Annotated in this window: 9 protein-coding genes and 5 tRNA genes; 9 read left to right on the forward strand and 5 right to left on the reverse strand. The window is 59.8% G+C overall.

Annotated elements, in window-relative coordinates; translation table 11 throughout:
* The first annotated feature begins 33 nt into the window (after positions 1–33).
* From ACZ9IL_RS07455 to ACZ9IL_RS07475, 5 genes are all read left to right on the forward strand, one after another.
* Positions 34–110: transfer RNA gene (locus tag ACZ9IL_RS07455), tRNA-Val, on the forward strand.
* 11 nt (positions 111–121) lie between these two features.
* Positions 122–198 (forward strand) — tRNA-Val (locus ACZ9IL_RS07460).
* 15 nt (positions 199–213) lie between these two features.
* Positions 214–290, forward strand: a tRNA-Val gene (locus ACZ9IL_RS07465).
* 110 nt (positions 291–400) lie between these two features.
* A tRNA-Val gene (locus tag ACZ9IL_RS07470) sits at positions 401–477 on the forward strand.
* A 34-nt stretch (positions 478–511) separates the two neighbouring features.
* A tRNA-Val gene (locus ACZ9IL_RS07475) sits at positions 512–588 on the forward strand.
* A 362-nt stretch (positions 589–950) separates the two neighbouring features.
* Here ACZ9IL_RS07475 and ACZ9IL_RS07480 read toward each other — a convergent pair.
* The gene (locus ACZ9IL_RS07480; protein ID WP_476002945.1) at positions 951–1,859 is read right to left on the reverse strand and encodes an AraC family transcriptional regulator; all 909 of its coding nucleotides are present in this window, start codon (positions 1,857–1,859) and stop codon (positions 951–953) included.
* A gap of 188 nt (positions 1,860–2,047) precedes the next feature.
* Here ACZ9IL_RS07480 and ACZ9IL_RS07485 point away from each other — a divergent pair, with 188 nt between their 5' ends.
* The gene (locus tag ACZ9IL_RS07485; protein ID WP_476002946.1) at positions 2,048–3,142 is read left to right on the forward strand and encodes an NADH:flavin oxidoreductase/NADH oxidase; all 1,095 of its coding nucleotides are present in this window, start codon (positions 2,048–2,050) and stop codon (positions 3,140–3,142) included.
* Between the two features lie 604 nt (positions 3,143–3,746).
* On the opposite strand, the gene ACZ9IL_RS07490 is transcribed toward ACZ9IL_RS07485, so the two are convergent.
* Positions 3,747–6,149, reverse strand: a complete 2,403-nt coding sequence (locus ACZ9IL_RS07490) for a DNA polymerase II (RefSeq protein ID WP_476002947.1) — start codon at positions 6,147–6,149, stop codon at positions 3,747–3,749.
* Between the two features lie 188 nt (positions 6,150–6,337).
* Between ACZ9IL_RS07490 and ACZ9IL_RS07495 the strand changes: the two genes are divergently transcribed.
* From ACZ9IL_RS07495 to ACZ9IL_RS07505, 3 genes are all read left to right on the forward strand, one after another.
* Entirely contained in the window at positions 6,338–7,195 is an 858-nt protein-coding gene (locus ACZ9IL_RS07495) for a hypothetical protein (protein ID WP_476002948.1), read from the forward strand.
* Positions 7,196–7,284: 89 nt separating this feature from the next.
* A complete protein-coding gene (locus ACZ9IL_RS07500) occupies positions 7,285–8,163 on the forward strand; it encodes a pirin family protein (protein WP_476002949.1) in 879 nt (292 codons plus the stop codon).
* 132 nt (positions 8,164–8,295) lie between these two features.
* Positions 8,296–8,604 carry a hypothetical protein gene (locus tag ACZ9IL_RS07505; protein ID WP_476002950.1) on the forward strand — a complete coding sequence of 103 codons (309 nt, stop codon included), beginning with the start codon at positions 8,296–8,298 and terminating at the stop codon, positions 8,602–8,604.
* Positions 8,605–8,747: 143 nt separating this feature from the next.
* On the opposite strand, the gene ACZ9IL_RS07510 is transcribed toward ACZ9IL_RS07505, so the two are convergent.
* The 3 genes from ACZ9IL_RS07510 to lpxM all read right to left on the reverse strand — a co-directional run bounded on the left by ACZ9IL_RS07510 (position 8,748) and on the right by lpxM (position 11,955).
* Complete coding sequence (locus ACZ9IL_RS07510; protein ID WP_476002951.1) at positions 8,748–9,608, reverse strand: PA4780 family RIO1-like protein kinase; 861 nt, start codon at positions 9,606–9,608, stop codon at positions 8,748–8,750.
* A gap of 208 nt (positions 9,609–9,816) precedes the next feature.
* Entirely contained in the window at positions 9,817–10,812 is a 996-nt protein-coding gene (locus ACZ9IL_RS07515) for an LpxL/LpxP family acyltransferase (protein ID WP_476002952.1), read from the reverse strand.
* 153 nt (positions 10,813–10,965) lie between these two features.
* Positions 10,966–11,955, reverse strand: coding sequence for a lauroyl-Kdo(2)-lipid IV(A) myristoyltransferase (gene lpxM / locus ACZ9IL_RS07520; protein ID WP_476002953.1), 990 nt, complete (start codon positions 11,953–11,955; stop codon positions 10,966–10,968).
* Between the last annotated feature and the right edge of the window lie 185 nt (positions 11,956–12,140).

Raw genomic sequence — 12,140 nt, forward strand, 5'->3', positions numbered from 1 at the left:
AGCGACGTCGTGTTCGCTTGCGTGATGAAAAGCGGGTTTATAGCTCAGTTGGTTAGAGCACTACCTTGACATGGTAGGGGTCGTTGGTTCGAATCCAATTAAACCCACCACTTTTCGTGATGCGTCCTTAGCTCAGCTGGTTAGAGCACCACCTTGACATGGTGGGGGTCGGTGGTTCGAATCCACTAGGACGCACCATCACGACACTGTTATGCGTCCTTAGCTCAGCTGGTTAGAGCATCACCTTGACATGGTGGGGGTCGGTGGTTCGAATCCACTAGGACGCACCATAACAGTTTGAATAAATTGCAGATGTGGATTTATAGCTCGGTTGGTCAGAACAGTACGTTGACATGGCATAGGTGATGTCGTGGGTTCGAATCCAGTTGAGCACAGATGTGGGTTTATAGCTCAGTTGGTTAGAGCACTACCTTGACATGGTAGGGGTCGTTGGTTCGAATCCAATTAAACCCACCACTCCCCTGCAACATAAAGTCGCCTTGCGCACTCTGCGTCCTTAGCTCAGCTGGTTAGAGCATCACCTTGACATGGTGGGGGTCGGTGGTTCGAATCCACTAGGACGCACCAAATTAAAGAAGCCCGCTTGATAGCGGGCTTTTTGTTTTCATTTTTCATTATTTTTTCTAACCATTACAATGCGCATTGATGACAACCCAAACTAATCCTGTGCCCAAATCTTTGCCTCTCCTGCGATATTTCAGTGCCCTTGTCTGACCCCTACCCTGTCGGGCGATCCACGCTATCGCGCCATGTATCACCCGCAGCAACATTCGAAAAATCAATTCATTAGGGACCGTCGCCGCAAGATGGCAGCTGCTGCTGGCTTTGGCTGGATCGTGATTGCCAATCATATGAACACTCTGTAGATGATGACTACATACAGAGGGGGCGGAAGACCCCTACTGAAAACACGCTGAAGGTTATTTTTATTAGATGATGTCTCCACGTTGACGTCTGACATCGCGTAGTGGCGACTCGCCAAACTCCCGGCTGTACTCGCGGCTAAACTGGGATGCACTTTCGTAGCCCACTTTCACCGCCGCGCTCACCGCGTCAAGGTGGCTGTTCAACATATGTTGCCGAGCCTCCTGAAGTCTGAGCTTTTTAATAAACTGTAGTGGACTCATGCCAGTTATCGTCCTGAAATGGTGACGAAAAGAGGATGTGCTCATTGACGCACTGGATGCCAGTTCATCTATTCTGATCGGCTGAGTGAAATGCTGTTTAAGCCAGGCAACGGCACCGGAAATCTGTTGTCCCGGCGAGCCAGGCGATGCGATATGACGCAGCGCGCTGCCATAAGGTCCCATCAGCAGCCGAATGATGATCTCTTGTTGTATAAGCGGTGCAAGATGCTGAATTAAAGGAGGGGGATCATCATTCAGTGACAGCAACCTTCTCAGCGTATCAGCAAGGCCCGCGTCAAGCTCGTTGACGGCCAGCGGATCAAAGCCTCGCTCTTTTGCTGCTGGCCGACATGGCATCACTGCCGCCGCCTGCATCACCGCTGCGGGTTCGATGGTGACCATCATCCCGAGGAACGGCGCAGAGGCCGTCGCTGTCGTGACATGCGATATGACCGGAAGTTCCAGCGTGGTGAGCAGCGTTTGTCCTGCCCGGTAGCCGGTGACTTTGCCTCCCAGTACCAGTTCCTTACTGCCCTGGATAACCACACCCAGTCCTATGCCATAGATACAATGAACGGGGGCGGTCGGTGCATCTCGTCGGTGCACCGACAGCGATGGAACAGCCGTCGTGAAATCGCCATCGTTTTGTGCAATTCTACCTATCTTCTCAGCGAGAGTTTTTAGGTTTGTTTCAACTGAAAAATCGTGCATTTCATTACCTGGCAAGGCAATACGCCTCTTTAATGACACTTAGAGTAAGTTACCACCTTTATCTGGCAATAACCTGAAGCAACACAAATAAATCATTTCAGGCAATAATTGCGACGAAAAGAGCAAGTCATTCTCCCGCGCCAGGATCAAATAATGCCTCTACCCTGTCCCCGACTGTAGAGATCCTTATGACTGGTTTATTTTCTTCCTTTTCGCTGAAAGACATCACGCTGCGCAATCGGATCGCGGCTTCTCCAATGTGTCAGTACCAGGCTGTCGATGGCTTTACCAATAACTGGCACAGTGCGCATTATTCCACGCTTGCACGCGGGGGCTCAGGCCTCGTTGTCGTTGAAGCAACGGCCGTGGCACCTGAGGGCCGCATTACGCCAGGCGATGTCGGCTTGTGGCGGGATGAACATACCGCAGGACTGTCTTCTATTGCGGCAGCAATAAATGCAGCAGGCGCAGTCGCCGGGATACAACTCGCCCATGCGGGCCGCAAAGCGGGCTGTACGCCGCCCTGGCAGGATGGTGCGCCTCTGGATCGCAATGATGCACAGGCGTGGGAACCTGTGGGGCCTTCCGCAATCCCCTTCATTCCGGGGAATGACTATATTCCCCGTGAAATGACCAAAGACGATATCCGGCAAACGCAGCAGGACTTTGCACGCGCGGCACAGCGGGCCTGCCAGGCGGGTTTCCAGTGGCTTGAACTGCATTTTGCCCATGGTTTCCTGGCGCAAAGTTTTCTTTCCCCACAGTCAAACACACGTTCAGATGAATATGGCGGTTCTCTTGAGAATCGTGCCCGCTTCTTACTGGAAACCGTGGCAGAAGTCCGCAAGCTGTGGCCTGACAATCTGCCCTTAACGGTACGCATGGGGGTGGTTGAGTTTGACGATTGTCCTGAACATTCGTTCAGCGAATCGCTCAAGGTCATCGGCTGGCTGAATGACGCCGGTATTGATTTTGTTGATGTGGGCCTTTCTCTGACAACGCCAGCTGAGGATATCCCGTGGGCGGCCAACTTTATGGTGCCTTGGGCCGCACGCGTTCGCCGAGAGAAAAATATGCCTGTCGGGACAAGCTGGATGATTACCCAGGCGAAAGAAGCGAATGAATTTATCCAGGATGGAAAAGTGGACGTGATCTTTTTTGCCCGCACATTGCTGGCAAATCCGCACTGGCCTTATCGCGCGGCACAAGAGCTTGCGATCAACGACCCGCATACCGTATTACCTACGCCCTATGCGTACTGGCTACAAAACTGGTCCGAATGACAATCACAGGTTGCGTCATCCCGGCCACGCACCTGCCCGAAACAGCCCTCGTCAGGGTATTCGCGAGGATACCCTGCCATGGAATCCCTTGCTTAGCGGAAAACGATATGAGTCAGTCAAAATCCCGGACTGCACAACGTCCTGAAAACTCATGCGCTTTCAGCCGACGCGCCTTGCTGTCCTCTTCTGCCTTCATGGGGGCAGGGCTGATTGTGGGCAGTTTGCCGTATGAGGTGCTCGCAGCTTCATCAGCACACACGTCAGGCTCCAGGCAGAAGCCATGCCGACTCGAAAACGGGGATCGAGGATGGTTTCAACGCTGGGTGCCGAATGTATGAGTATCAGCGCCAACTATGGCCCGGCCGCGGGGAAAACTCAGGGGAGCAGGACGATACAGGAGGCTCACCCAAAAGGGGTCACATTATTCGATACCGCCGAAGCCTATGACCCTTATACCAATGAAGAACGGGTTGGCGAGGTGCTTGCGCCGGTACAGTTTCAACAACGGGCTATCGCCAGTAGAGTGTGAAAAACAATATTTCGAACGGTTTAGAGAAGCCGGGGCGATTCACATTAGTACCGCAAACGCCGAGCACATCGCCATTTAGAAGAGATCCAGCTGCTGGCCGCAGATACGCTCGAACGACTCGCCGATAAACGGCAGGATGGCGTCGGCGATGGGTTTGATCTGTTTGTCGATGTAGTGCTCGTAGTCGATGGCGCTGCGCCTATATTCGATCGGCTCCGGCCCCACCACCGTCATCAGGTAGGCAATGGTACCTCTGTGCTGATAACGCTGGGGCCGGCCCCGGCGCAGGTTCTCCTCGTCCGCCAGACGCGCCGCCCGTACGTGGGGCGGCACGTTCTTCTGGTACTCCTCGAGCTTCTGGCGCAGCCGCTTGCGATAGACCAGCAGCTCGTCGTGCAGGCCGGCCCGGGTCTCGTCCACCATGCGGCGCACGTAGCCACTGGGATCTTCGTCGTGGAACACCAGCTCGTAGAGCCGGGTCTGGAACTGCTTGGCGAGGGTTGTCCAGTCGGTGCGCACCGTCTCCAGCCCCTTGAACACCAGATGCTCATCCTCGCCCTCCCCAACAAGTCCGGCGTAGCGCTTCTTGCTGCCCTTCTCCAGACCACGGATGGTGGGCATCAGGAAGCGGCGGTAGTGGGTCTCGTATTCGATCTCGAGATAACAGGGTAAGTCGAACTCGCGCTTGATCAAGGCTATCCAGTTCTCGTTGATCATCTGCGCCAGGGTGCGGCCAATCTCGTCCGCCTGTGCCGGGCTGACTGCCCGATTGAGGTGGACGAAGGTGGAGTCGGTGTCGCCATAGATCACCTCATAACCCTGCCCCTCGATCCACTCCCGGGTCTGCTGCATGATGCCGTGACCACGCAGGGTGATGGAGGAGGCAAGCCGGGGATCGTAGAAGCGGCAGCCACCGGAGCCCAGCACCCCGTAGAAGGAGTTCATGATGATCTTGATGGCCTGGGAGAGCGCCTTGTTGCTGGCCGCCTTGGCCCTGTCCCGCGCCGCCCACAGGGTGGCGATAAGATCCGGCAAAAAGTGCCTGGTACGGGAGAACAGGGCACCGCGAAAACCGGGCACCGCGGTGTTGGGTTGCTGCAAGCCTTCCACCAATCCCATGGGATCGATGCAGAAGGTGCGAATGATACTGGGGTACAGGCTCTTGAAATCCAGCACCAGCACATGGCGATAGAGGCCGGGCTTGGAATCCATCACATAGCCACCCGGACTCGCGAGGCCGCCGTCGGCAGGCAGATTGGGTGCCACATAGCCACCGCGGTGCAGTCGTGGCAGATAGAGGTTGGTGAAGGCCGCCACCGAGCCCCCCACCCTGTCCAGCTCCAGTCCGGTGAGGGAAGCGCGCTCGATGGCGAAGGCGATGAGATGACAATGCTCGAAGATCTCCCACACCAGCTTGCAGTCTTCCAGGTTGTAGCGGGCCAGCGCCTCCTTGTCCGAGTGGAACAGCTCGGTGATCTTCTCCCCCCGGTTCGCCACGTCCTCGATGTCCTTGCCGCGACCGAGCAGCTCGCTCGCTACCGCGTCCAGGCTGTAGCTGGCAAACTGCCAGGTGGCGCTTTTCAGGGTATCGATACCGTCGAGCACCATGCGGCCGGGGATGATGACGTTGCCAGTCTGGGGATCGCCCCGCGACGAGCGCCAGAAGCAGAGCTCCCGCCCCCGCCCCAGCCGCAGCCGCCGCTTGTTGAGCTCAGCCCGGCGCAACAGCAGGCGAAAATCGAAGTTCACCACGTTCCAGCCGATCACGAGATCGGGATCGTGGCGGCCAAACCAGGCCTCCAGCGCGCCGAGCAGGGCGCTTTCATCCGCCACCCATTCAACGCTCGTCTCCCACGCCTCGGCACCGGCATCCGGGACGCCGATCATGATGACCCTGGCATCCTCGGGGCTATAGAGCCCTATCGAGAACAGGGCGCCATCCATGGCACACTCCACGTCCAGCGATACCCAGGAGAGGCTCGGCGTCACCGCCTGGGGGGCACAGCGCGCCTCGTTTACCTCCCAATGGCCCTGTTTGCCGCCCTTGTGGGACGCCTTGCCGCCAAAACGGACCCCGGCGGTGATGAAGCGCTCCATCAGGTAGCGCTCCGGCAACCGGATGTCCGCCTCGAAGTGCTCGAGCCCGCGAATGAGCAACAACTCGATGGCGCGGTGAAAGGCACTCAGGGTGGCGAAATAGCAGCCCACCACGGCGCGCCCGTCGAAGGTATGCATGGGCAGGCGCCGAAACCGGCCGCTCACCCCGGCGCCCTTGAACAGCTCCGCCGCCTCCTGCATGTGGCTCTGTGGCAGGAAGAACACCGGCTCCTGTCCGGGCACTACCAACCGCACCGGCCCCTGCTCGCTCCAGAGCCACATCACGATCTCCGTGCGCCCGCGCACGTCCCGTCCATGACGGGTCAGGATGAAGCCATCAAGGGGTGGACTGGCGGGGGATCGGGTCTGGGTGACAGTCATGCAGGCTAGGGAGTGGCTCTCGGATGGCACTATTGTACGTTCATACAGTGCCGGGCCGCAATTATCCCGAGGCGGTGAAGGTCGGAGGCAGCCGTTTTATCCGGCCAAGGCCTGCCATCCTGAGCGGGATTAGTGCATATTTACTTTATCATCAGTTCATTGCGTCATTTCAAGGTTGTGGAGTCGTCATGCGTATCGCCCTGTTTGTCCCCCTGCTGGCTCTCGGCCTCGCAGGCTGCAGCAACACCTCCTCGTCAGGCGGCAGTGTGGGGGTCGGCTCTGGTGGCTATTACGGCAGTCACTATGGCGCCTCTTACTGGTGGTATGACGACTATTACGGCTATTGGAATGACTACTATCCCTGGTGCTGCGACAACGAGGGGGACTTCGACGAGCTGATCAAGAAGTGGTGGAGCGGGCTCGATCCAGAGCGCCAGCAGGAGATCAAGGACAAGTATCAGGATTGGCAGGAGAACAATGGCCAGCCGGATGTGGCCGCGCTGCGGGGCGAGCTGGCGACCCGCTGGAATGCCATGACACCGGAGCAGAAAGAGGCGCTGCGTGACAACCGCCAGAGCAGACCCAGCGTGAGCAACCCTGACAACTCCCCGCGCTCACCACTGGACTACAGAAACAGCCACCTGCCCAGAGTCGATGATGGCATGCCGATGCCCACGCCGCGGCCCAAAGTCGACAGCGGCCTGCCAACACCTTCGACCCCGCCCAGGATCGACAACGGCTTGCTGACACCCGGAGCACCCCCCAGGGTCGATAACGGTTTGCTGACACCAGGGGCACAGCCCAAGGTCGACGGCGGCCTGCTGGTACCTTCCACCCTGCCCAGCAACAATACCGGCGCACTGGCCCCCTCCACTCTGCCCAAGACAAATAACGGTGTGTTGACCCCCGGGACCCAACCCAGGGTGGATGCCAGACCGCACCTTCCCCGCTCCATGACCGCCCCGGTGCGCACACCCACCGTCAGACCGGCGATAAGGCCGAGCTTCACCCCCATGCGCAGCTTCGGTGGCGGCCGCCGCCGCTAACCCTGACTCCTCGCGCTCACCGCCCTCGGCGAGCGCGAGGGGTACACTATCCTGATGCAGCAAGATCACCGCCCAGCAAGGAGCAGAAGATGAAACCACAGTGGCAACGCATTGCCTCCCGCCTCACCGACGTGGGCGGGATCCCGGTGGCCCGCGCCATTCCGGTCAAGGAGCGGCGCACCATAGGCCCCTGGTGCTTCCTCGATCACATAGGGCCGACCCGCTTCGCCCCCGGCGCGGCGGGCCTGGATGTGGGGCCTCACCCTCACATCGGCCTGCAGACCTTCACCTGGATGCTGGAAGGCGAAATATTGCACCGCGACAGCCTCGGCAGCGAGCAGATGATCCGCCCCGGCCAGGTCAATCTGATGACCGCCGGACGCGGCATAGCGCACACCGAGGAGTCGCTGGCGGGCCATCCCGATCTGCACGCCGCCCAGCTCTGGATTGCGCTGCCAGAGAGCGATCAGGACATAGCGCCGCGCTTCGATCACTACCCGGATCTGCCCCGCTGGCAGGAGGGCGACACCACCTTCACCCTGCTTGTCGGTGACTATCAGGGGCGCAGTGCCCCCACCCTGCACTTCTCCCCCATCCTGGGGCTGGATCTGCACGCCGGCGAGACGCAGCGGGTGCGGCTGTCCCTCGACCCGGCCTTCGAACACGGGCTGTTCGCCCTGCAGGGTCAGGTGAGCATCGCCAAAGAGCCTCTCGCCGCCGAGCAGCTGCTCTACCTGCCGCCGGGCGAGCAGAGCCTGGAGATCGAGCTGGCCCAGGGCGCCCGGCTGTTGCTGATTGGTGGCGAGCCCCTGGCCAGGCCGCTGCAGATCTGGTGGAACTTCGTGAGCTTTGAGCGGGAGGCCATTCGCACTGCCGCCCTGGATTGGGAGAGCGGTGATCCGCGCTTCGGCGAGGTGGCCGGATACCCCGGGCCCCGTCTCATAGCCCCGCCCCTGGCCGGACTCTGATCCCGGCGAGACAGACTGGCCGTAACAGCCTATATCTACAAAAGGCAGCCCGCAGACCCGCTTACCCGCATTGGCACAGGCCGTTTCACAAAGCAGGTGGCGGGCTCTCTCGATGAGTACCAAGGATTGTTTATGGATTTATCTCCCTTCTATCACGCCAGCGCAGCGGTCTCGATACAGGCTCTGATCGGATATCGTCTGGGGCACTGGGGATATGGCGGCCTCATTGGGTGTATATGGTTTGTCGCACGAGAGCAGACACAGGCGGAATATAGGTGGATAGCACTGCTCGGCCAAGGGCGGAGGATCAACATGCCCTGGTGGGGCGGATTCGATCCCAGAGTCTGGGAACTGGGGAGTGTGCTGGATTTTCTGGTGCCGATCGTCTTGTGTACGCTGGTGTTTGTGGTTGCGCGCCGCGCCAATCGGCTGACTTGCTGACCCGGCTTGTTCAGTGGGCCCAGGCTCCCGGCTGATTCACCACTTAAACAAAGAGGGGCATATAGCCCCTCTCGTCATTACAACCCCTTTGCACAACCGGCCTGATAAAGGGGGGTAGGCAGAGGAAGCACCTCAAGTTCGCATCAGAACTCTTCTTCCTGCTCGGCCTTCATGCGCGCCCGCCGCTCCATCGCCTCCTCTTCCGCGCTCTCGATCTCGTGCAGCACGGCATCGATGTCGATGGCCTCGGTACTCTCCTCGAACAGACCGGTCAGCTCGGATTCCGGGGTGAGTTTGCCATCTTCGAACAGCGCCCACATCTCCTTGGCATAACGGGTCTTGAGCAGCTCGGGTGCATACATGCCGTAGTAGTTGCGCATGTTGTTGACGTCCCGCTCCAGCATCGCCTTGGCCTGATTGTTGGCGGCGGCGTCCACCACCTGGGGCAGGTCGATGATGACCGGGCCCTGGCTGTCCACCAGCACGTTGAACTCGGAGAGATCTCCGTGGATGAGGCCGGCACAGAGCATGCGCACCACGTAGCGGATCACCTTGGCGTGATCGGTGAGGGCCTGCTCGGGAGAGAGCGCCACGTCGTTGAGGCGGGGCGCCACGTTGCCCTCCTCGTCGGTGATGAGCTCCATCAGCAAGACGCCATCGAGGCAGACGTAAGGCCGCGGCACCCGCACGTTGGCGGCGGCCAGCTTGAACAGGGCATCCACTTCTGTGTTCTGCCACACCTCTTCGTGTTGCTTGCGGCCGTACTTGGAGCCTTTTTCCATGGCGCGGGCACTGCGGCTGTTGCGCACCTTGCGCCCTTCCTGATAGACCACGGCCTGCTTGAAGCTGCGCTTGGCCGCCTCTTTATAGACTTTGGCGCAGCGGATCTCGTCGCCGCAGCGCACCACATAGACGTCGGCTTCTTTGCCGCTCATCAGCCGGCTGATGACATTGTCGACCAGGCCGTCATCAACCAGAGGTTGGATTCGATTTGGAATTTTCATGACCGCCCTTTTACCTTATTTGCACCTTGTTTGCACCTTGTTTGCGTAGGACGAAAGCGTCCGCCACTGGCCTGTTTTACTCTCTTTGCGCCCTGCCACACTAGGATCCCTTGCCAGCCCCCGCCCGACTCGGCAAGACGGCGCCAAAACAGGGGACAAACGAGCCTTTAGCATGCCCGTCGCCATCAGGGCCAGACGGGCCGCCGGTTTATGGCTCGGGCGGCAGCCCCTGCCGGATACGCCGGATCCCTTCCTCATAGAGGCCATCCTCCCCCTCCTGATGCTCCTGGGTCTCGAAGATCTTGAGAAACCACATGTACTGCTCGGGGAAGCGGCCGAGCTGCCGCTCCACCATGCGGTTCATGGCATTGACGTCCGCCACCAGATCCGCCGTGGGATAGGGATCGAACGGCGGCTCTACCTCCAGCCGGTAACACTCCTCATCCTCGTCATAACAGGCCAGGATAGGCACCGCCCTGGCGCCGGTCAGCTTCACCAGCTTGGGCAGGGCCGGCAGGGTCGCCTTGGGGTGACCGAAGAAGGGCACGAAGATGCTCGCCTCCCGACCATGATCCTGATCCGGCAGATAGAAGAAGCTGTCACCGCCGCGCAGGGCCTTGATGGCGGGCTTGATACCGACGCTGCGCTCATAGACCCGGCCGCCCTTGCTGCGTTCGCGGTTGATGTACCAGTCGAACACCGCATCCTTGGGGCTCTTCATCATGGTGCACAGGGGCACCCCCTCATCGGTCAGGTAGCGGCCGATCGTGTCCACCGCCCAGGTGTGGGGCACCACGAAGATCATCGGCCGCCCGGTGGCCAGCTCGGCTTCGATATGCTCCCAGCCGCGCACCTTGATGCGCCCCTTGAGAAACGCCTTGCTGCGCCAGGTCAGCTCGCCAAAGCCCATGAAGGTCTTGAGCCCGGTGCGGATGGACTTGAGCAACAGCGCATTGCGTCCGGCGGCATCCAGCGCGGGGAAGCAGATCTTGAGGTTGGTCTCGGCGATGTAGGCCTGCTTCCTGGAGCAGCGCAGCAGCACGGGCGCCATGCCATCGGCCAGTCGGTCACGATACCTGGCCGGGACCCAGGCCAGCAGGGAGAGCAGTGCAAGGGCCAGCCAGCTGCCCCACAGACGGGGGTGCAGCAGGCGCGGATGAAAAGAGGTGTCGAACACCGGATCTTGTGCGGACATGGTCGCCATCGAATCGTCAAAACAGACGGTTATTTTAGTGATCCTGACATTTATTTCTACCCTGAGACTCCCGGGAAGCCGCGCCAAGTCACTGATCAGACTAGTTAGAAATAAAGAATGGCCCACATGGGGCCATTTGCAACTGCGCGGTTCAGCAGGGGTTCAGGGATGGGGCGAGAGCCCCTTGCGGATACGGCGGATCCCCTCTTCGTAGAGGCCGTCTTCCCCCTCCTGATCCTCGCGGGTATCGAAGATCTTGAGGAACCACATGTACTGACCCGGGTGGCGCGTCAGCTGCTGCTCAACGCAATCGTTCATGCGACAGGTGTCTGCCAGCAGATCGTCGCTCGGGTAGTCGACGAAGGGCGCCTCCACCTCCAGTCGGTAGCAATGGGCCGCCTCGTCATAGCAGGCCAGCACCGGCACCGCCTTGGCGCGGGTCAGCTTCACCAGCCTCGGCAAGGCCGGCAGGGTCGCCTTGGGATGATTGAAGAAGGGGGCAAAGATGCTCGCCTCACGGCCGTGATCCTGATCCGGCAGATAGAAGAAACTCAGACCGGACTTGACCGCCTTGATCACCGGCTTGATGCCGGCGCTGCGCTCATAGACGCGGCAGCCATTCTTGGCCCGCTCGCGGTTGATGTGCCAGTCGAATACCGGGTTGCGGGCACTCTTCATCATGGTGCACATGGGCACCCCCTGCTGGGAGAAGTAGTAACCGGCCGCATCGATGGGCCAGCTGTGGGGCACCACCAGGATCACCGGTCGGCCGGCGGCCCGCTCGGTCTCGATATGTTCCCAGCCGCTGACCTGGATGCGCTTCATCAGGTAGGCGGGGCTGCGCCAGGTGAACTCGCCAAAGCCGAGCAGGCTCTTGAGGCCGACCCGGATGGAGGTCATCAGGATGGCGTCACGCTCGGCCTCGCTCCTGTCACCGAAACAGATGGCGAGGTTGGTTCTGGCGATATAGACCTGCTTCTTCGAGATGGCCAGCACCAGCGGCGCCAGCACATCGGCCAGCTTGTCACGCCAGCGCGGCGGCACGAAGGCGAGCACCCCGAGCGCGCCGAGCGCGAGCCAGCTCAACCAGTAGCGCGGATGCAACAAACGGGGCTGAAAAGAAGAGTCAAACACAGGATCTTGAGAGGACATGAATACTATCGAACGGTGGCAGTGGGCAATTGCGGTCATCCTGACAGGTAATACCAGTGAAAACCACCTTAATATCACCTTAATATCACCTTAATGACCGAGTATTTGAGCCGAATCCCACCTTGACAACAGTGGCCTCCCCCGGCCTTTTCCCTCGGGGATCATCCCGCCCCGCCGTCCGGTTT

Source organism: Aeromonas sp. TECH754, assembly GCF_056279295.1.